The sequence below is a fragment of the Halomonas sp. MCCC 1A11062 genome (assembly GCF_021404355.1).
Classification (GTDB): Bacteria; Pseudomonadota; Gammaproteobacteria; order Pseudomonadales; family Halomonadaceae; genus Halomonas; species Halomonas aerodenitrificans.
In genome coordinates this window covers 34,787-55,388 of sequence record NZ_JABFTW010000026.1, presented here as the reverse complement: position 1 = coordinate 55,388, position 20,602 = coordinate 34,787, and the positions used below count along the sequence as shown (strand labels likewise).

At 64.1% G+C, this 20,602-nt stretch carries 18 protein-coding genes and 1 tRNA gene; 12 read left to right on the top strand and 7 right to left on the bottom strand.

Features of this window, described 5'->3' with window-relative positions:
* Positions 1-441: 441 nt before the first annotated feature.
* The 7 genes from HOP58_RS19865 (at position 442) to dusA (ending at position 5,777) form a co-directional block, all read left to right on the top strand.
* Positions 442-515: transfer RNA gene (locus tag HOP58_RS19865), tRNA-Gly, on the top strand.
* Positions 516-1,466: 951 nt separating this feature from the next.
* The gene (gene umuD / locus HOP58_RS19860) at positions 1,467-1,907 is read left to right on the top strand and encodes a translesion error-prone DNA polymerase V autoproteolytic subunit (RefSeq protein WP_010629306.1); all 441 of its coding nucleotides are present in this window, start codon (positions 1,467-1,469) and stop codon (positions 1,905-1,907) included.
* The gene (locus HOP58_RS19855; RefSeq protein ID WP_010629307.1) at positions 1,904-3,190 is read left to right on the top strand and encodes a Y-family DNA polymerase; all 1,287 of its coding nucleotides are present in this window, start codon (positions 1,904-1,906) and stop codon (positions 3,188-3,190) included. Before umuD ends, HOP58_RS19855 begins: the two co-directional genes overlap by 4 nt.
* 312 nt (positions 3,191-3,502) lie before the next feature.
* A complete protein-coding gene (locus HOP58_RS19850; RefSeq protein ID WP_026038227.1) occupies positions 3,503-3,700 on the top strand; it encodes a hypothetical protein in 198 nt (65 codons plus the stop codon).
* 105 nt (positions 3,701-3,805) lie between these two features.
* Positions 3,806-4,147 (top strand): type II toxin-antitoxin system RelE/ParE family toxin, encoded by a 342-nt coding sequence (locus HOP58_RS19845; protein ID WP_010629309.1) that lies wholly within the window; start codon positions 3,806-3,808, stop codon positions 4,145-4,147.
* 10 nt (positions 4,148-4,157) lie between these two features.
* Entirely contained in the window at positions 4,158-4,460 is a 303-nt protein-coding gene (locus HOP58_RS19840) for a helix-turn-helix domain-containing protein (protein WP_010629310.1), read from the top strand.
* 273 nt (positions 4,461-4,733) lie between these two features.
* Entirely contained in the window at positions 4,734-5,777 is a 1,044-nt protein-coding gene (gene dusA / locus HOP58_RS19835; protein WP_026038228.1) for a tRNA dihydrouridine(20/20a) synthase DusA, read from the top strand.
* A gap of 6 nt (positions 5,778-5,783) precedes the next feature.
* Here dusA and HOP58_RS19830 read toward each other — a convergent pair whose 3' ends face one another.
* Entirely contained in the window at positions 5,784-6,815 is a 1,032-nt protein-coding gene (locus HOP58_RS19830) for a succinylglutamate desuccinylase/aspartoacylase family protein (protein WP_010629312.1), read from the bottom strand.
* Positions 6,816-6,972: 157 nt separating this feature from the next.
* Here HOP58_RS19830 and HOP58_RS19825 point away from each other — a divergent pair, with 157 nt between their 5' ends.
* Positions 6,973-7,599, top strand: coding sequence for a TetR family transcriptional regulator (locus HOP58_RS19825; RefSeq protein WP_010629313.1), 627 nt, complete (start codon positions 6,973-6,975; stop codon positions 7,597-7,599).
* A 21-nt stretch (positions 7,600-7,620) separates the two neighbouring features.
* On the opposite strand, the gene HOP58_RS19820 is transcribed toward HOP58_RS19825, so the two are convergent.
* From HOP58_RS19820 to HOP58_RS19805, 4 genes are all read right to left on the bottom strand, one after another.
* On the bottom strand, positions 7,621-10,761 hold the full coding sequence (locus tag HOP58_RS19820) for a multidrug efflux RND transporter permease subunit (protein WP_234261315.1): 3,141 nt from the start codon (positions 10,759-10,761) through the stop codon (positions 7,621-7,623).
* Positions 10,761-11,990 (bottom strand): efflux RND transporter periplasmic adaptor subunit, encoded by a 1,230-nt coding sequence (locus tag HOP58_RS19815; protein WP_234261314.1) that lies wholly within the window; start codon positions 11,988-11,990, stop codon positions 10,761-10,763. Before HOP58_RS19815 ends, HOP58_RS19820 begins: the two co-directional genes overlap by 1 nt.
* Positions 11,991-12,137: 147 nt before the next feature.
* Positions 12,138-12,545, bottom strand: a complete 408-nt coding sequence (locus tag HOP58_RS19810) for a hypothetical protein (protein ID WP_234261313.1) — start codon at positions 12,543-12,545, stop codon at positions 12,138-12,140.
* 129 nt (positions 12,546-12,674) lie between these two features.
* A complete protein-coding gene (locus HOP58_RS19805) occupies positions 12,675-14,609 on the bottom strand; it encodes a sigma 54-interacting transcriptional regulator (RefSeq protein ID WP_234261312.1) in 1,935 nt (644 codons plus the stop codon).
* Positions 14,610-14,898: 289 nt separating this feature from the next.
* Between HOP58_RS19805 and HOP58_RS19800 the strand changes: the two genes are divergently transcribed.
* Genes HOP58_RS19800 through cynS form a run of 4 tightly spaced genes read left to right on the top strand, consistent with a single transcriptional unit; the run spans position 14,899 to position 18,526 of the window.
* Positions 14,899-16,281, top strand: coding sequence for a CmpA/NrtA family ABC transporter substrate-binding protein (locus HOP58_RS19800; RefSeq protein ID WP_234261311.1), 1,383 nt, complete (start codon positions 14,899-14,901; stop codon positions 16,279-16,281).
* A gap of 1 nt (position 16,282) precedes the next feature.
* Entirely contained in the window at positions 16,283-17,140 is an 858-nt protein-coding gene (ntrB, locus tag HOP58_RS19795; RefSeq protein ID WP_234261310.1) for a nitrate ABC transporter permease, read from the top strand.
* Between the two features lie 5 nt (positions 17,141-17,145).
* Positions 17,146-18,093, top strand: coding sequence for an ABC transporter ATP-binding protein (locus HOP58_RS19790; RefSeq protein ID WP_234261309.1), 948 nt, complete (start codon positions 17,146-17,148; stop codon positions 18,091-18,093).
* Positions 18,086-18,526, top strand: a complete 441-nt coding sequence (gene cynS / locus HOP58_RS19785; protein ID WP_010629321.1) for a cyanase — start codon at positions 18,086-18,088, stop codon at positions 18,524-18,526. The genes HOP58_RS19790 and cynS overlap by 8 nt, the downstream gene beginning before the upstream one ends.
* 60 nt (positions 18,527-18,586) lie before the next feature.
* On the opposite strand, the gene HOP58_RS19780 is transcribed toward cynS, so the two are convergent.
* Positions 18,587-19,579, bottom strand: a complete 993-nt coding sequence (locus HOP58_RS19780; protein WP_010629322.1) for a lipid A deacylase LpxR family protein — start codon at positions 19,577-19,579, stop codon at positions 18,587-18,589.
* A 102-nt stretch (positions 19,580-19,681) separates the two neighbouring features.
* Positions 19,682-20,521, bottom strand: a complete 840-nt coding sequence (locus HOP58_RS19775) for a fructosamine kinase family protein (protein WP_010629323.1) — start codon at positions 20,519-20,521, stop codon at positions 19,682-19,684.
* Between the last annotated feature and the right edge of the window lie 81 nt (positions 20,522-20,602).

Here is a 20,602-nt window from a genome sequence, read left to right as displayed (position 1 = left end):
TGTTCGGCTAACGGTTCCCGCTATCAGGGTCCGTAGGGGACTTTCACCCCCAAGTCATTCCGAGGCACCACCCTCGGAAACAGCGCCCGTCGGGCGCTGCGCGCCATGCCTGGCGCACCAAAAAAAACCGCCCATGGGGTCATGGGCGGCAAGATCGAAACTGCGAGCCAGAGCAACAGTGTTAGCGACTGCCATCGCGCTGTTGCCTGTATCAGATATGACAGCAGCAAGCAAAAAAGTTCGCCACTGTTCGATAATTTTTTTGTCCGTTTGTCACCACGATCTCTGGCGCGCGCCGCCCAAGACGCGCACAACCGCACCGTGCCGCCTATCACGACACGAAAAAGCTCAGTAAAAACAGTGGCATGAAAAAAAGCAGCAACTAGTCGACAGGATGGCTTGCAATGCTCAAGCCCTTGGTTTTACTATCGAAACCCCTCTGCGGGTGTAGCTCAATGGTAGAGCAGAAGCTTCCCAAGCTTAAGACGAGGGTTCGATTCCCTTCACCCGCTCCAGCGTCTCCCCAATCCATTGATTTCTCCAGCCTCCCTTCCTCAGCAAGGGTTGATGGCTACATGTGTGGCTATACCAATGGCTACGGTAACGGCAAGCTGGCGGCGCGGAACCCTGGACCGTGAATGCGAAAGCCCAGAACGCGAAAGCCCGGCCATGAGGCCGGGCTGGGTCTTCGCTTCCTTTCCACTTCCTCAAGCCTCCTGCTTGAGCCTCCTTGGTTCCTGAGTCTCCCTTGACGTGTCCTTCCCTGCAGGGCCTCCGTGCCCGATGCGCCTACTATGCCAGCCAAGACGTGCGCCATGTATTAGCTTTGACTTCAATTGTTGTAAGAGATTGCCGACTCGAGCTGTCAGCTTTGGCCCCTCACGATCAGGTACTGAGTCGTGAACCCGCTGTAGCTAGGTGAAAAAACGCCAATAAAAGAGCCCCGGCGGTGGCCAGGGCAGGCTCGATGAGACGCGATATTTTGGCGAACCCGTAAGAACGCGAAACCATAGCGTCTCTCGCATGGGAGACGGATACCGGGAACAGCTGACGAAGGAAGCCGTGTCGCCTGGCTGGTGTGCCAACAAAAAAAAGCCCGACCGCACGGGCCGGGCTTCTATCGATGCGTCCCTATCCAACCAAACCTTGGGCATCCTGCCCAAGCCTCCTTGGGGTAAGAGCATTCCGTCGCTCGGCCTTCCCTGTAGGGCTTTCCCTAGCCCGTTACCCACAGGGTAGTAGCTTCGCGCCAGCAGTGGTTTAACTCAGGATATCGAAAGGCGTAAGAAATTTGCTTCGTGTTTGTAGGCTATCTCCTACAAAGGAGTCTGATTACGCCGCCCTTCGCTCACCTTCGCCAGGCCGACACGCTCCCCAAGCTAACTTCCATTAGCACTTACCTGTTGCCTGACAGTGCCAGTGTCGCAAATACTGTACAAAAACACAGAAAACACCAAGGGACTCACATGACACTGGCAAACCTCATCCCAGCTCACCCCGAGCCACCACCGCTTGCGCTGCCTCACCCGCTGGCCCTGGGCCGCGCCGGCCTCAGCGGCTTTCCCAGCCCGGCGCAGGACTACGAAGGCCGTACGCTCGACCTCAACGAGCGCCTGGTCAAACGCCCCTCGTCGACGTTCTTCATGAGCGTGACCGGCGACAGCATGGAGCGCCTGGGGATCCACGAAGGCGATCTGCTGCTGGTCGATCGCTCACTCGAGCCCCGCCCCGGCCATATCCTGGTAGCTTTGGTCGAGGGTGAGATCACCGTCAAGCGATACGAGCTGCGCGGCAAGGTGCCGTGCCTCTGCTCGGGCAATCCACGCTATGCGCCGATCCCGCTCGTCGACATCGAGTGTCAGGTGTGGGGCGTGGTGCGTGCGGTCATCCACGAGTACCCGGTATGAGCATGATCGGTCTGGTCGATTGCAACAGCTTCTATGTCAGCTGCGAGCGCGTCTTCCAGCCCCGGCTGTGCGGTTTACCTGTTGGGGTAATGTCGAATAACGACGGCTGCGTCATCTCGCTCTCCGACGAGCTGAAGGCCCTCGGCATCAAGTTGGGAATGCCATCCTTCAAGCTTCAGCCTCTGGTACGCAGCGGGCAGATCCACCTGCTCTCCTCCAACTACGAGCTCTATGGCGACATGAGCCAGCGGGTGCAGGCAGTGCTTGAGGAGTTCAGTCCAGCCGTAGAGCCCTACTCCATCGATGAGATGTTCGTTCGCTTCGACGGCTTCGCCCACGAGCCACTGCTCGAACACGCCCGGCAGCTGCGCCGGAAGGTGCGCCAGTTCACCGGCATTCCGGTATGCGTAGGCGTGGCCCCCACGCGCACCCTGGCCAAGCTGGCGAACCGTGCCGCCAAGAAGATTCCGGCCTGCCAGGGCGTCTGCATACTTCACGCCGGCAGCGCGGAAACCCGCGACCTGCTGCAGAACACCCCCCTGGGCGATGTATGGGGCGTGGGCCGGCGGCTCGTCGAGCGTCTGGCCCTGATGGGCATCAAGAGCGCCTGGGACCTCGCCCAAGCCAACCCGAAGGAGATCCGGCGCCACTTCTCGGTCACCCTCGAACGCACCGCCCAGGAGCTGCGCGGTGTGTCCTGTATCGAAATGAGCGACCTCGATGAAGCCCGCCAGCACATCATGACCAGCCGCTCGTTCGGCAGGCTCACCGACAGCCTGGACGAGATTCGCGAGGCGATTCGACAGTACGGCCAACGTAGCGCCGAGAGACTGCGCCGCCAGAACGGTCTCGCCAAGGCGGTGCTGGTGTTCCTCAAGACCAACCCGCACCGGCAGGACCTGCTGCCACACTCACCGAGCCTGGTACTCGAACTGCCCCGCCCCACCGCCGACAGCCGCGAGATCCTGCATGCCGCCGGCCACGCCCTGGAGCGGATCTACCGCAAGGGCCACCTGTACCAGAAAGGCGGCGTGATGCTGCTCGACCTGATCGACGCCGACCGCCAGCAGCTCTCTTTACTGGATACGCCCCAGAGCGATGCCGAGCGGCAGCGCAGCCAGAAGCTGATGGACGTGCTGGATACCCTGAACCGCAGGATGGGGCGCGATACGGTGAAGCTAGGCATGCCCACCCCCGGGGCGGCGTGGCATTTGCGCTGCGCCCATCGCTCGGATAGGAGCACGACACGCTGGGATGAGCTGCCCAAGGCCAGGGCGCTATAACGCGAAACCCGGCCGTGAGGCCGGGCTGAATCTTCGCTTCCTTTCCACCTTCTCAAGCATCCTGCTCGAGCATCCTTGGTACCGAACAATCCTTTGCTCTGTCTTCCCTGAGGGGCTCTCCGTTGCCCCGTTATCCATAAGGTAGCCGCTCCAAGCGGAACGTGGTTTAACGCACGATATGAAGCGACGTAAGACATTGCCGCTTCGCTTTGTAGGAAATATCTTACAAACACTTCGAAATGGCGGCCCGCTGGGCCCTCATCCCGTCTCTGCACTACCCTTCACAGTGAACGGCGCGACATGGAGGACGACATGGACAAGGCCGTCATCGACGTGATCCGCGAGAAGGAGCAACTGCCCGACAGCATGAGCGACAGCGAAATCGCCCGGGAGTACAAGGGGACCTATACCGCCGCACGCGCTGCGGTGAGCCTGGAGCACAAACCGCTCGACCAGGTGCTCGCGGATGCCATGGCCAAGGTGCTCCCGTTCATGAGGAAGAAGAAGTAGCCCGTGGCGTACGCCCCCTGCCCGATCTCGACGACATGTGGAATCCGACTTGATTATAGGAAAAAACCTATATAGCCTTCTCCCTATAGGCGAAGGATGATTCCCATGTGGCAAATAGAGCAGACCAGGACGTTTGAGGAGTGGTACTTTTCGTTGGACGAGACCGACCGAGAGAACGTGCTGGCAGCGCTCTTGATGCTGAAGGAAAGGGGACCGATGTTGCCACGGCCCCACGCGGACACCGTGAACGGCTCACAGTATCGCAACATGAAAGAGCTGAGGATCCAGAGCCAGGGGCGACCGCTAAGGGCCTTCTTCGCCTTCGACCCTCGGCGAGCAGGTATCGTGCTGTGCGCTGGTGACAAGACCGGCAACAAACGTTTCTATGATGACATGATCCCAGTGGCAGACCGGGAATACGCGGCTCACCTGGAATCACTGAAGTGAGGTGTAAACCATGGCCCGCACACTAGACCAACTCATTGCCAACGAAAGCCCCGAGGTCGTCAACCGCGCCAAGGAAAAGGCCGATGCGATGCTGCTGGAGCTACGCCTTGCGGAAATTCGCCACTTGGTTGAAATGACTCAGGCCGAAATGGCTGAGGCTCTCGGAGTCAAGCAGCCGACCATCGCCGGCATGGAGAAAAGCGGCCAGGATCTTCGCTTGAGTTCTCTCAAGCGCTATGTTGAAGCTATTGGTGGGAAGGTTCGCCTGGATATCGAGTTGCCGGATGGTACCCATCACGGGTTTCCCGTGTGACCGGTACGCATTATCGTGTCCAGCTCTACGCAGGTAGACGTGAGAGTAAGCTTGCCCAATCCCTAGCCTCCCATGAACACTGCCTAGATTGTGGTCTGCTTACGCGCGATGCGTACGCACACGAGGTATGAGAAACTACTGCCCTGTTTCCGACGCTTCCTGATCGTCGCCACGCGCATCCACCGATGTGCCAAATCGCCAGTGCCCCGTGTGCCAAAAAAGTACCAACGCGTCGTGAAAAACGCAGCACAATCACTGTAAATATGAACAGTTATGACTGAGAAGGCAACCGCCACAACCCGCATGAATACTGGCACGACGCGCCCTGCGCTGGATAGAACGTTCTCCGTCGCGCCGATGATGGACTGGACGACCCGTGATTACCGGGCTTTCGCTCGCACCCTGACTCGCCAGGCGCTGCTGTATACCGAGATGGTGACCACCGGTGCCATTCTGCACGGCAGCCCGCGGGAACGTTTTCTCGGCTACGACGAGGTGGAGCACCCCATTGCGCTGCAGCTGGGCGGCAGCGACCCGGGCGAGCTGGCGGAGTGCGCGGCGATTGCCGAGGAATGGGGCTACGACGAGGTGAACCTCAACGTCGGCTGCCCCAGCGACCGGGTGCAGAACAACATGATCGGCGCCTGCCTGATGGGTCACCCGGATAAGGTGGCGGCAGCGGTGCGCGCCATGCGCGAGGCGGTGAAGATCCCGGTCACGGTGAAGTGCCGTATCGGTATCGACGACCAGGACGAGGATGCCGATCTGGAGCGCTTCATCGCTCAGGTGGCGGACGCCGGCTGCGAAGTGTTCATCGTGCATGCGCGCAAGGCGTGGCTGCAGGGTCTCTCGCCCAAGGAGAACCGCGACATCCCGCCGCTCAACTACTCCCGCGTACACCGCCTGAAGGCCAGCCGGCCGGAGCTGCACATCGGCATCAACGGCGGCATCAAGACGCTGGACGAGTGCCGTGAGCAGCTCGATAGCGTCGACAGCGTGATGGTGGGCCGCGAGGCCTATCAGAACCCCTGGCTGCTGGCCGGGGTGGATCGGGCCATCTACGGCGTCGAGGGGCCGGCCGAGAGCCGCCACGCCGCAGCCAGGGCGTTCCGCCCCTACATCGCCCGCCGGCTCGAGGAAGGTGCCAAGCTCAATCACGTGACCCGCCACCTGCTGGGCCTGTTCCAGGGCCAGCCGGGCGGGCGTCGTTTCCGTCGTCATCTCTCCGAAAACGGCCACCTGGACGGCGCCTGCCTGCGGGTGTTCGACGATGCGCTGAGCCTGGTACCGGAGCGGGAGACTGCCGAAACGGCCTGAGCGGCCTCAATAGAGCGGGTCGGGGGGCGGCTCGAGGCTGGAGTGGAAGGTCTCGATGGCGCTTTCGGCCTCTTCGATGGCGTCGAAGCGGGCAATGTGGAACAGCGCCTCGCCTTCGTTGGCCAGCGGTAGGCGGCTCACGCCGATCACGATGCCGTCGGCCATGGCCTTCACGCAGGCTTCGGCGTTGCCGAAGGGGTCCGCCACCTTGCCCAGCACGTCGCCCTTGCTCACCCGCGCGCCGAGACGCACCTTGGGCCGCAGGATGCCGTCGATGGGCGCCCGGGCCCAGCTCGAGCCATTGGCCAGTTCGGCAGCAGGGGGTGGCCGACGCCGATGTTCGCCCGCCAGCATGCCCAGCCGCCGCATGACCCTCAGTACACCCCGCACCCCAGGGGTAATCGCCCACTCGTCGAAACGCAGCGCTTCGCCGGCCTCGTAGGTGAGCACCGGGATGCCTCGATTCTGGGCGTAATGGCGCAAGCTGCCTTCGCGCAGTTCCGCATTGAGGATCACCGGCGCGCCGAAGGCGTTGGCCATGCGCTCGGTCTCACTGCCCGGGCTCAACTGGGCGCGGATCTGCGGCAGGTTGGTGCGGTGAATGGCCCCGGTGTGAAGGTCGATGATGTGGGTGGCGTGATCGACGATCTGCTCGCGAAAGAGAGCGGCCACCCGCGCCCCCAGCGAGCCCGTCTCGCTGCCGGGAAAGCAGCGGTTGAGGTCGCGCCGGTCGGGCAGGTAGCGGCTGTGCTGCATGAAGCCGAACACGTTGACGATGGGCACGGCGATCAAGGTGCCGTGCAGGCCCTGGATCTGCTTGGAGCGCATCAGCCGGCGCACGATCTCGACGCTGTTGATCTCGTCGCCATGAATGCCGCCGCACACCAGCATGACCGGCCCCTGGCGTCGGCCATGCACCACTTCCACAGGGATGTGCAGCGGAGCGTGGGTATAGAGCCGCGCCACCGGAACGTCGACTTGAAGGCGACTGCCGGGCTTGATGGTGACACCGGCAAGCACGAAGGGTGCGCGGGGCATGGCCTTGATTCCAATACGAACAGTGTTCGCTCTGTTATACCCTGCCCCACCGTGGAATACGAGCATAGCGGGGCAAGACCATACACAGGTGAAGGTAAGACGCGCGACGCTACGATAGAATGGCGCAAAAGCGAGGCCTGAGGAGACACCACACACCATGGCGCGACGTACCAAGGCGGAAGCCGCCGCCACCCGCGAAGCTCTGCTCGATGCTGCGGAAGAGGTGTTTCTCGAGCGCGGAGTGGCACGTACCTCGCTGGAGCAGATCGCCCGCGAGGCCGGCGTGACCCGCGGCGCCGTCTATTGGCACTTCAAGAACAAGGCCGACCTGTTCCGGGCCATGCTGCTGCGGGTGCGTATGCCGTTCGAGGAGTTGGTCGAGGAGATCGGCGATCCGGGACTGGCCGAGCGCCCGCTGGAAGCCATTCGTCAGGCCTGCCACCGCGGTTTCGCCCGCCTCGAACAGCCACGCTATCGGCGCGTGCACGCCATTCTGATTCACCACTGCGAAACCTTCGGTGAGATCGATCCGCTGGCCATGCAGAACGAGATTGCCCAGGAGGCGTGCGGCGCTCTCATCGAGTACTTCACCGCCGCTGCCGGCATGGGCCATTTGCGACACGATCTCTCGCCGGAAGTCGCCGCCCGGCTACTGCAGGCGACCCTCGGTGGGCTGTTTCACGACTGGCTGCGCAACCACGAGCACTTCTCGCTCATCGAACGCGGCACGCAGCTGGTCGATACGCAGCTCATGCTGCTGGCACAGGCGCCGGAGTCGCCCTGACCCCGGCGGCCTGGCCGGGCATCATGCCCGGCTTGCCTTGCCCTCTGCGTTGCGCTGGCTGCGCTCACGCCGCCAGGTAGCCAGATCTTCCATCACCTTGTAGGCCAACGGCACGAAGATCAGCGCCAGCGAACTGGCCATGATCATGCCGCCCACTACCACGGTACCGATCTCCTGACGGCTGTTGGCCCCCGCTCCGGTGGCGAATACCAGCGGCAAGGTGCCGATGATGAAGGTCAGTGCCGTCATCAGGATGGCGCGGAAACGCTGCTGGGCTGCGGCCAGTGCCGCATCGAAGGAGCTCATCCCGGTGCGTCGATTCTGCGCCGCGAACTCGACGATCAGGATGGCGTTCTTCGCCGCCAGGCCGATCAGCACCAGCAGCCCCACCTGGAAGTAGATGTCGTTGGGAAAACCGCGCAGCATAGCTGCCAGTGCCGCCCCCAGCACGCCGAAGGGTACCGCCGTGGCCACCGCTATCGGCAGGGTCCAGCGCTCGTACTGGGCGGCCAGGATGAGGAACACCATCACCATGGCCAGGCCGAAGGCGAGCCCACCCGCACCGGCAGCGGCGTCGAGCTGGTAGGCCTCACCGATCCAGCCCAGCGAACTGTTGGCATCGAGCACCTGGGCGGCGACTTCTTCCATCGCCTCCTTGGCCTGGCCGGTGGTGTAGCCCGGGGCCGCATCGGCCAGGAAGTTGACCGCACTGTTGACGTTGAAGCGGTTGATGATGTCCGGCCCGCTGGTGCGCTCCAGGCTCACCAGACTCGAGAGCGGCAGCATCTCGCCGTACTCCGAACGCACGAAGACCTTGTTGAGATCCTCAGGCTGGCTGCGGAACTCGCCCTCGGACTGCAGGTTGACCTGCCAGTTGCGCCCCGCCAGGGTGAAATCGTTGACGTAGAGCGAACCGAAGGTGCTCTGCATCGCCTCGAACACCTGGTTGATCGGCACGCCCATGGCCCGTGCCTTCTCACGGTCCACTGCGGCACGATAGCGGGGAATGCCACTGTCCAGGGTGATGCGCGCGTTGGTCAATTCCGGCCGCTCGTTGGCAGCTGCACTGAGCCGCTGACCGAGCGTTTCCAGCTCCTCGGTGGTCACGTCGCCACTCACCTCGAGGTAGCCCTCTACCCCGCCGGTGAGAGAAAGCCCCATGATCGGGGGCGGCGTGAAGGCGATCACCATCGCCTCGGGAATACCGGCTCCCATGCCGATGATGCGTCCGGCCACGGAAGCGGCGTCCTGCCCCGGCCCGGTGCGATCGCCCCAATCGGCGAGATTGGCAAAACCGATACCCGCATTGGTGCGCAGCGAGCCCGCGATCATGTCGAAGCCCGCCACCGTGGTGAACTGATCCACCTCGTCCATGCCCAGCAGCATCTGCGTGATCTGATCGCGCACCGCCTCGGTACGCGGCAGCGCCGAGGCCGGCGGCAGATTGTAGACCACCAGCGCCGTACCCTGGTCTTCCTGCGGCACCAGGCCGGAGGGTAGACGAGTCAGCGAGAACAGCGTCAGGGCGATCACACCGATGAACAGCACCATGCCCAGCAGCGCATGGCGCAGCAGCTTGCTCACCAGCCAGGCGAAGCCGTTGGTAAGCTTGTCGAAGGCGGCGTTGAACCACTGGAAGGGCTTGGCCACTTCGTGCTTCTGCTTGTCGAGCATCAACGCGCACATGGCCGGCGTGAGCGTGAGCGCCACCACGCCGGACACCACCACCGAAATGGCGATGGTCACGGCGAACTGCCGATAGAGCTCACCGGTGAGTCCACCCAGGAAGGTGACCGGCGCGAATACCGCCACCAGTACCAGGGTCGACGACACCACCGCTCCGGCGACCTGCTTCATCGTCTCCACGGCAGCATCCCGCGCCTTGAGCCCCTGCTCCTTGATCAGTCGGTCGACGTTCTCCAGCACGATGATGGCGTTGTCCACCACGATACCGATGGCAAGTACCAGCCCGAACAGGGTGAGCATGTTGATGGAGAAGCCCAGCGCCAGCATGCCGGCGAAGGTGCCGATCAGCGACACCGGAATCGCCACCACCGGGATCAGGGTCGCACGCAGGTGCTGGAGGAAGACGAAGGTCACCACCACCACCAGCGCCACCGCGATCAGCAGCGTGATGAACACCTCACGAATGGAGATCTCGACGAACTCCGTGGTGTCGTAGGGCACGACGTACCCGACCCCCTCGGGGAAGCGCGAGGACATGTTCTCCAGTGCCTCGTGCACCGCCGTGGCGGTATCCAGCGCGTTGGCGCCAGGCTGAAGGTACACCCCCATGGGCACCGCGCCCTGGCCGTTGTAGGTGGCAGAGAAAGCGTAGCTCTGTGAGCCCAGCTCGACACGTGCCACATCGCCCAGACGCAGGGTGCCACCCTGCTCGTCGGCGCGCAGGATGATGCGTTCGAACTCCTCCGGCTCGGACAGCTGGCCCGGGGTGGAAACGGCGAAGGTGAAGGCCACTTCCTCCGGGGCCGGCTGCGCGCCGATGCTCCCGGCGGCGAACTGGGCGTTCTGCTCGCGAATGGAGGCGGCTACGTCGGAAGGCGTCAGGTCGTACTGCGCCAGCTTGTCCGGCGAGAGCCACACGCGCATGGAGTAGTCCTGGGCGCCAAACAGCGAGGCATCGCCCACCCCGGGCAGACGCACCAGCTCGTCGAGCACGTTGAGCAGAGCATAGTTGGAGAGGAATAGCGGGTCGCGGGAGCCATCCGGCGAATACAGTACCGGCACCATGAGCATGTTGGTGGAGCGCGCCTCGACGCGCACGCCTAGCGTCTGTACCTGCTGCGGCAGGCGTGAGAGGGCGGCCTGCACCCGGTTGTTAACGTTGATCGCTGCCTGGTCCGGGTCGGTGCCCATCTCGAAGGAGACGGTGATCTGTAAACTGCCGGCATCGGTGGCCGTCGATTCCATGTAGAGCATGTCGTCGACGCCGTTGATCTCCTGTTCCAGCGGGGCGGCCACGGTCTCGGCGATCACCTGAGCGCTGGCACCGGGATACTGCGCCTGGACCACGACCTCGGGCGGCACCACGTTGGGGTATTGCTCCACCGCCAGCGCGCGCAGCGCCGCCGTACCCACCAGCACGATGATGATTGAGATGACCGAGGAGAAGATCGGCCGGTCGATGAAGAACCTGAGCATTACGCCTCCTCGTCGGTCTCGGCTTCGGCTTCCGCCGCTGAGGCCTCGGCCTCTTCGGCCGCCTGCTGAGCCTCTTCGGGGCTCAATTCATTGACCCGAACCGGCATGCCATCCTGCAAGCCCACCAGACCGTTGACCACGATGCGCTGATTGGCCTCGAGACCGGTCAGCACCACCTGGCGTCCGTCGACGACGGGGCCGAGCTCCACGCTCCGCGCGTGAACGGTGTCGTCTTCGACGATGAAGACACGCGCTCCCTGGGGCCCCTGTCCCACCGCCTGCTGGGGAATCAGAAAGACGTCTTCGAGCTCCTGTACCAGCACGCGAACACGCACGAACTGCCCCGGTACCACTTCTCCCTGGGGGTTGGGGAACACGGCACGGGCCGACACGCTGCCGGTACGCGGATCGATGGTGCTGTCGGTGAAGTCCACCACTCCACTCTCTTCGTAGGCGTGGCCGTCGGGCAGGGTCAGCAGCGCCTCACGCTGCTCGGACTGGCCGTTGGCGGACAGGGCGCGCCGGGCCGCTCGCTGCAGAGCGGCATCGCCCTCGGGCAGCGAGAAACGCACGTGCACCGGGTCCTGCTGGGTCACTGTGGTCAGCAGTGTGCCCCGCTCGATCAGGCTGCCCTCGGGGAAACTCTCGAGCCCGGTCATGCCGGCCAGCGGCGCGCGTACCTCGGTGTAGTCGAGGTTGAGCTCGGCAGTGGCCACGCCGGACTCGGCCAGAGCGTAGCGCGCCTCGGCCAGCTCGCGAGCGGAGAGCGCCGAGTCGCGCTCGCGCTCGCTGACGGCGTTCTGCTGGAACAGCGTCGAGATACGCCGCCACTCGCGCTGAGCCTGGTTCAGCTCGGCCTGGGCATTGGCCAGCTCCGCCCGAGCCCGCTGCAGCTCGATCTGGTACGGCTCAGGGTCGATACGGAACAGCGGCTCGCCCGCTTCCACGACCTGGCCTTCGGTATAGAGTCGTTCTTCCAGGATGCCCTGCACACGAGCGCGCACTTCCACTTCACGCGAGCCGCGCACGCGGGCGGCGTACTCCTCCACCACGTCGACCGAACGCGGCTCCACGCGCTGTACGTAGACGTCGGGCGGTGGACGTCCGCCAGCGCCAGCGGGGGCACCGTCGTTTCCATTCTGCTCGCACCCTGTCAGCAGGGAGACCAAGAGGCCGACAGCCAGTATCCATTTCACGGGAAGGCGCGCTCCCCAGGGCAACAAGGTCATGAGGCTCTCCGCTGCGATCGTATTTCGTCAGGAGCGGCACGTGATGCGTGCTCGCGGCAGGTCATTCGAGTGCGGGGAATTATATAGACACTCGTGTATGTATACTAGCGTGATGCTCCAAGCCTGCGCTGGCGGTACGTGGCCCGCTCAATCCGAGCGCGGCCGGCTGCGCAATATTCGCCCTTCGGGATGTACCTCCAGCCGCTCCCCACTGCCCGTTCCTACCACGTCGTCCCGCCAGATAGGCCGGCGCTCGCGCGGGGTGATGGTAGCGGGCCGTGCCGGTTCATCCGGCCGCGGGGCGTGGCCCCAACGCAGATAGGGGTCGAAGAGGAACCAGGGAAGTTCGATGGTGAACGTAGGGTCGAACTGACGGCGCTGACGCCAGTGCTCACGATGCCAGGCCAGCGGGTGCTGCACGGGCAGGAAGAGCGCTCCGTGGTTGGTAGCTCCGGCCTCGTCAGGCGCGGCCCAGGCGCTCGAGCCAAGCACGAAACAGCCTGTCAGCAGAAGCCCACCGACGACGCCCCACCGCAGCTTTTTCGATTCATGCATGACCTTTCCCCCCGGCATCATCGCCCTCGGCGCACCGGCCAAGCCTCCAGTATAGGCATAGCGGTGCTGCCGGCTAGGTGTGAGAGCCTTCAGCTAAATGTAAGAGCTTTCAGCTAAATGTAAGAGCCTTCAGCTAGATGTAAGAACCCCGCGCGGCTCGGCTCGATAGTCCCGCGGCTCGATACGCCATGCCCTGAGCCGTGAACGCAGGGTAGTCGGCGGCAGGCCCAATAGCTCTGCCGCACCGCCCGGCCCCGAAATCTTGCCGCCACAGGCGCGCAGCGCCGCTACCGCATTGGCACGCAGGTGCCGTGTCATCTCCTGTTCGGTCTGCGGTTCCCGCACCTCCGCGTGGCCTACCCGCCCGAGCGGCGCCGTCGAGCTCAGCAGCGCCAGGCTGTCGGCGCCCGTTGACGACAGCAGCTCCTCGAAGGCGAGGTCACGTCGCTGAGCGACGATGACCTGACGCTCGATCACGTTCTCCAGTTCGCGGATGTTGCCCGGCCAGGGATAGCGCTTCAACGCCTCCATCTGCGCCGGTGGGATGCGCATGCCAGGCTTGTTGAACTTCTGACAGGCACGGCGCAGGAAATGGTTGGCCAGCAGCGGCACGTCGCCGATTCGCTCGCGCAGAGGTACCGAGGTGATGGGAAAGACGTTGAGGCGGAAGTAGAGATCCTCGCGGAACTGGCCGGCGGCGATCATCTCGCCCAGCTCACGATTGGTCGCCGCGATCACACGCACGTTCACCTCGCGGGTACGATCGTCGCCCACTCGCTCGAACTGCTGATCCTGCAGTACCCGCAGCAGCTTGCTCTGCAGCTCCAGCGGTATCTCCCCCACCTCGTCGAGAAACAGGGTCCCGCCATCGGCCAGCTCGAAGCGTCCCGGTCGATCGCTCACCGCACCGGTGAAGGCTCCCTTCACATGGCCGAAGAACTCGCTTTCGAACAGGTCGCGGGGAATCGCCGCACAGTTGACCCGAATCAGCGGCCGGTCGCTGCGGCTGCTGCCGGCGTGGATCGCTCGGGCGATCAGCTCCTTGCCGGTGCCCGACTCGCCGGTGACCAGCACGTTGGCGTCGGTGGGCGCCACCAGCGCGATCTGGCGCACCAGGTGGGCCACTGCCGGACTCTCGCCGACGATCTCACGATGGTTGATCTCGGCGGTGATCTCTTCCTGCAGATACTGGTTCTCCAGCTCCAGGCGCTGCCTTAGCGATTCCACCTCGGCCAGGGCATCGCGCAGCTGCTGTTCGGCCCGCTTGCGCTCGCGAATGTCACGGAACAGCACCACGGCGCCCACCAGCCGCCCGGTCTCGAAGATCGGCGTGCTGGTGTACTCCACCGGGATCGCCTCGCCGTTCTTGTGCCAGAACACCTCGTTGTCGACCCGATGCACCTGACCATCGCTGAAGGAGGCGTGGATCGGACACTGCTGCACAGGAAAGTGGCTGCCGTCGGCATGGGTGTGGTGGAACATCAGGTGAGCGTCATGGCCGACCATGTCTTCGCTACTCCAGCCCAGGATGCGCTCGGCGGCCGGGTTGACGAAGGTGGTGCGGCCCTCGGCGTCGAGCCCGTAGATGCCCTCCCCGGCGGCGCCCAGGATCAACTGGTTTTGCCGCTCGATGCGCTCGAACACCTGCTCGACCCGCTCCCAGCCCACATGACCGCGACGGTGACGCCGCCACAGTTCGGCCCGCGCCCGGCGCTGCTCGGCCTTGTCGAGCTCGATCACGCCGAACATCAAGCAATGCTCGTCCAGCGCCTGCCCGTACACCTCCACCCGGCGCGGAGCGCGCTGCACATCGAACAGCAGCAGGTCGTCGGACCAGGCCGGTGAGCGCTGCTGGGTTTCGTCGCTGAACGCTACCCACATCGGCAACGAAGGTCCCAGGCAGTGGCTGAAGGGGCGTGAGGCGAGCCGCTCGAAGTCGGCACCCAGCAGGCGACACGCCTCGGCGTTGGCGGCCAGCAGCCGGTCGGCCCGGGGATCGGCCAGCAGCATGGCGATGGGGGCATGATCGAAGGCAAAGCGCTCCGGTACCTGGGGCAGAGACATGGTGGAACTCCAACAGGAAGTCTGCCCTGATCCATACAAGCAGCGTACCAGTGACGACATTTCGTCGTGAAAGCAACGAGATATCGTCAATGACGGAATTTCGTCGCATATCGTCGCCTTTTCCCGCCACTCTCTCTCATCCTGCAAGCCATTGTTTTTACGAAACTAGAAAGAAAAGCACGAGGAATGGCACGTGACTCGCTTGGCAGGAGAGAGTGCCGGCACGCCTTGTCCCCATGCACCAGGCGAGTGCAGGCAATCGATTACCTGCGTTCTCGAGGGGAACCACATGAACAACGATCACAACAGTCTGGGAAACCCGTTCGATCATCGTCAGTCACTGGTCCATGGCCGCCACTGCGGCTGTGGTGAGTGTTCGGCCAGCCGCGATGATGCCAGCGACGCCCCACGCGACAGCGAAGCGATGATGGATCGCGTCGTGGAGAGCGCTCTGGTGCGCGGCATCTTCGGCCACAGCGACATGCATCGCCGCCAGTTCATGAAGCTGGTCGGCGGCGGTACCGTGGCGGCAGCGCTGTCTACCATTCTGCCGCTGGGCGCGATCAAGGCCGCCGCCCAGGAGAGCCTGGGGCCGCTGGAGAAGAGCCAGCTGGATATCGGCTTCATCCCCATCACCTGCGCCACGCCGATCATCATGGCCCACCCCATGGGCTTCTACGAACGCTACGGGCTCGACGTGAACGTGATCAAGGCTGCGGGCTGGGCGCTGATCCGCGACAATTCGCTCAACGACCGCTTCGATGCCGCCCACATGCTGACGCCGATGCCGCTGGCCATGACCCTGGGCGCCGGCTCCAGTTCGCGGCACTTCGTTGCGCCGGCCATCGAGAACGTCAACGGCCAGGCGATCGTGCTGCACAACGACCATCAGGACAAGCGCGACCCCGAGCAGTGGCGCGGTTTCACCTTCGGCGTGCCCTTCGAGTACTCGATGCACAACTTCCTGCTGCGCTACTACGTGGCCGAACACGGTCTCGATCCGGATCGGGACATCCAGATTCGCGTCATCCCGCCGCCCGAGATGGTCGCCAACCTGCGCGCCGGCAACATCGACGGCTTTCTCTCTCCCGACCCGTTCAACCAGCGCGCGGTCTATGAGCGGATCGGCTTCATCCATCTACTGACCAAGGAGATCTGGGACGGCCACCCGTGCTGCGCCTTCGCCACCAGCGCGCGCTTCGCTCGCGAGAACCCCAACACCTATGGCGCCCTGCTGCGCGCCATCGTCGATGCCACCCAGTACTCCTCCGACCCGGCCAACCGCGCCGAGATCGCCGAGGCCATCGCCCCCGCCGCCTATCTCAACCAGCCGGTAACGGTGATCGAACAGGTGCTGACCGGGCGCTTCGCCGATGGCCTGGGCAACGTGCAGAACGTGCCCGACCGCATCGACTTCGATCCCTTCCCCTGGCACTCGATGGCGATATGGATCCTCACCCAGATGAAGCGCTGGGGCTACATCAACGGCGACATCGATTATCAGCAGATCGCCCGCGACGTCTATCTCGCCACCGATGCCCGCGAGGTGATGCGCGAACTGGGCTACGACGCCCCGGAAGAGAACGCCCGCCGGTTCGAGATCATGGGCAAGACCTTCGACTACACCGAGCCCGAGGCTTATGTCGAGAGTTTCGCGCTGAGGAGGAGCTGACATGGACCGCACCACCACCGAATGGAAACTTAGCCTGAACGCCCGAGCCACGCTGCTGGCCGTCCTGCTGCTGATCGTGGGCCTGGGGCTGTGGGAGGGCCTCGACCGCGCCCCCGTGCTGGGCGGAGGCGAGGAGCTCAGCGAGTACGAGCTGCTGATGGGCGGCGCCGACGAAACGGCACGGGTACCGCCACCCTCGGCGATTCTCGAGCGTGCCTGGGTCGAACTCTCCAATCCCTTCTACGACGCCGGCCCCAACGACAAGGGCATCGGCATTCAGCTCGGCTATTCGCTCTATCGGGTACTCACCGGCTATCTGATGGCGGCGGTGATTGCCATTCCCGTGGGCTTTCTGATCGGCATGTCGCCGCTGATGTACCGTGCGCTCAACCCCTATATCCAGGTGCTGCGGCCGATCTCGCCGCTGGCCTGGATGCCGCTGGCCCTGTTCATCATTCGCGACGCCGAGGCCTCGGCCATCTTCGTGATCTTCATCTGCTCGATCTGGCCGATGCTGCTCAACACTGCCTTCGGTGTGGCAGGTGTGCGCCGCGACTGGGTCAACGTGGCCCGTACCCACGAGCTGTCGCCGCTGAAGACGGCCTTCAAGGTCATCCTGCCCGCCGCGGCCCCCACCATCCTCACCGGCATGCGCATCTCCATCGGCATTGCCTGGCTGGTGATCGTGGCCGCCGAAATGCTCGTGGGTGGCACCGGCATCGGTTACTTCGTGTGGAACGAATGGAACAACCTCGACCTGACCAGCGTGATCTTCGCGATTCTGGTGATCGGCGTGGTGGGCATGCTGCTCGACCTCGCGCTCTCCTCCGTCGCCCGGCTGGTCACCTATCAGGAGTAAGCGCCATGAGTCATGCCTTCGTGGAAGTTCAACAGGCCGCCAAGCGCTTTCCCGGCAGCAAGGGCAGCGCGGATCTCACGGTCTTCGAGAAAGTCAGCTTCCAACTGCAGAAGGGCGAGTTCGTCTGCATCATCGGCCACTCCGGCTGCGGCAAGTCGACCATCATGAACGCCCTGGCCGGGCTCGACAGCCTGAGCGACGGGGCCATGATCATGGATGGCCGCGAGATCGACGGCCCCAGCCTGAAGCGCGGCGTGGTGTTCCAGAACTACAGCCTGCTGCCGTGGCTCACGGCACTGGAGAACGTGCGTTTCGGCGTGCGTGCCCGCTGGCCCGAGTGGAAGGAGAGCCAGGTCACCGAACACAGCCTGCACTACCTGGAGATGGTCGGGCTCAAGGAGGTGATCACACGCAAGCCGGCCCAGCTCTCGGGCGGCATGCGCCAGCGGGTCAGCATCGCCAGGGCCTTCGCCACCAAGCCGGAGCTGCTACTGCTCGACGAGCCCTTCGGTGCGCTGGACGCACTGACCCGTGGCGTGATCCAGGACGAGCTGCTCAAGATCTGGAGCCAGGACCGCCAGACGGTGTTCATGATCACCCACGACGTGGATGAGGCAATCCTGCTGGCCGATCGCATCTTCCTGATGACCAACGGCCCAGAGGCGCGTATCGCCGAAGCGGTTGAGATCGATCTGCCGCGGCCACGCTCCCGGGGCGAGATCGTCAAGCATCCACACTTCTACACCCTGCGCAATTACCTGGTCGATTTCCTCGTCAATCGCGCCAGCGACCTGCGCACGCTCTCCCAGGATTCACGCGGCCTGCACTACCCGCGGCCGGTCAACCCCGTCGCCGAGGCAAGCGCCCCGGCCACGTACCACAAGGCCGATGCGCCGGCATCCGCCTCACCCAAGCTGGTCAACCTCAGCGCCAAGGAGAAACATCATGGATAAGCTCGAAATGCGCCATACCCTGCTCGCCGCCAAGGCCCGCAAGAAGCTGAGCTGGGACGAGATCGGCAAGGCCATCGGCATGTCACCGGTGTGGACCGCCTCGGCCTGCTACGGCATGAACAGCGCCAGCCGAGAGGTAGCCCACAAGCTGTGCGACGTGCTCGAGGTCGACACCGAGGTCGCTGACGCTCTCACGGCTTTCCCCACCAAAGCCTGGGACGAGGCGATCCCCCAGGACCCATTCATCTATCGCCTTTACGAGGTGGTGGGGGTCTACGGCGAGACGCTGAAGGACGTGGTACAGGAGAAGTTCGGCGACGGCATCATGAGCGCCATCGACTTCACCATGGAAGTGGACAAGGTCGAGGACCCCAAGGGCGACCGGGTACTGCTAACTCTGAACGGCAAGTTCCTGCCCTACAAAGCCTGGTAAGCGGTCACGCCCCCGCCGCCAGGGCGGGGGCGATGCAGGTCAAGGCAAGGGATTTCCGGGTCAGAACCGATAGCTCAGCGACAGCGCACCGTGCACGGTGCTGTTCACCTGCTCCTCGAACTCCTTGCTACGCCACACGTGCGCCAGGCTCACCTCCCACTGCTGCAAGGTCAGCGCCACGCCGACGACGGCATCGCCGACCCACTCGCGACGGTCGACCGAGTGGCTGTCGCGCACGGTGTTGCCGTCCAGCAGCAGATTGTGCGCCACGTAGCGCCCCTGCAGCGCGGCAAAGAGATTCCAGCCGCTGCCTGGCGACGTCGCGACCTGACGATAGCCACCGCGCTCGATGCTCAGGGAGGGCCAGCCCATGCTGGCATCGAGCCCGCGGCCGAGCCGCAGGCCGTAGCCGCCGCCAGCCTGCACCAACAGGTTACCGAGAGAGGCCGACACGCCCGGGCCATGCTGCATCTCCAGCCACCCCAGCGAATGGCTTTGCCACCAATGGCGACGATAGCCCAGGTTGAGAATGGGCTCGTTGCCCAGCTGGTGAGACCAGCCACGGGGGCGCTGACTGTTGGTGAAGCGGTGTACCTCGCGCTGAACGCTGTCGGCGGAGGTAACGGGGCCGACCGCGCCGAGGTCGAGCTGGAATGCCTCTTCACGATGCCAGGCACCGCTCAGCGGCTCTCTGCCATATAGCGCCAGGCCGCCCAGGATCAGGCCGGCATAGGGGCGGTCGTCCTCGATCAGGTCGCGGCGCTCCACCTCAACCGGCGTGTACATGCGATAGCTCAGGTGATAGCTGATGGCATCCACCGAGCCGACCCACACGCCGGGCAAGCCATGGGTGACGCGCTGGCTCCAGTGCTGCGGCGAGACCGCCCGGGTCCAGTGCAGCTCTACCCCGGAGGTGTAATGGTCGTCGTCGCTGCTGACCATGCCGTCGTTGTCCACTTGCAGCGTCACGACGCCCGAGCCGGCTAAAGCCGGCGTGGCCAGCAAGCAGCCAACGACGACACGCCGAATGAAACCGCCGATGCCTCGATTCATAAGGTTCTCTTCCTTGAGCGAGCCTAACATACACGATTGTATGTACCGTTCATCACTCTCGGCAAGATGATTCAAACGTACCCTTGAATGAAACGATCCTCGCTACCCGGATTCGACGGCCGCTACCGCGCGTTCTACACCGCCCCGATAGCCGCCGCCGAACAGCAGCAGATGATTGAGCAGCGGGTAGAGCTGGAACAGGGCCTCGCGCCGCGACCAGTCGCCCGGCACATCACCGTCCCAGTAGGCCTCGAAGAAGACATCGCCGGGCGAGCCGAACAGCGTCAACATGGCCAGGTCCACCTCGGGATAGTGGCGATACACCGCGGGGTCGATGATTGCCGGGCCTTGAGGCGTATGCAGCACGTTGCCGGACCAGAGGTCGCCGTGCAGCAGACTCGCCGGCGCATCGGGCAGCCAGCTCTCCAGCGCTTGCGCCACGGTTTCGATACGTCGACGCAAGGGGGTGTCGAGCAGCCCGCGCGCGTGACAGGCCTGCACCAGCGGCAACAGGCGACGCTCGCGCTGGAATGCTCGCCCGTCGGCCATGGGCGCATTGGGCTGGGGCGTACGACCACAGGCGTTGTCACGCGGCCAGCCGTGTTCGCTCGCGGTGAGGGAATGCAGCTGACGCAGGCCCTCTCCCAGCGCCGAGGCAGAGCGCGGCGAGCGCGAACCGCTGACCAGCGCCTCCAGCACCAGCCAGCCGTCGCCCAGTGCCAGCACCTCGGGCACCCGCAGCGAACTCCCCGCCTCGCGCAGCGCCCGCAGCCCATCTGCCTCGCCGGCCAGGCGCTGCGCATCGTCCTGCTTGGCCACCACCGCCCCCTGGTCCGTTTCCAGCCAGTAAACGGCCGCCATGTCGCCCCCGCCAAGCGGGCGCAGCGCCCCTTGAGGCGAGAGCCCTCGTGTCTCCAGCAGAGTCGCAAGCCTTCGATCCATTGACTCCCTCCTTGATCGTCTGATCTGACAACCGCTCTAAACCACTACAGTAAGGGAGAAACCATGCCATGTCGGAGTCCA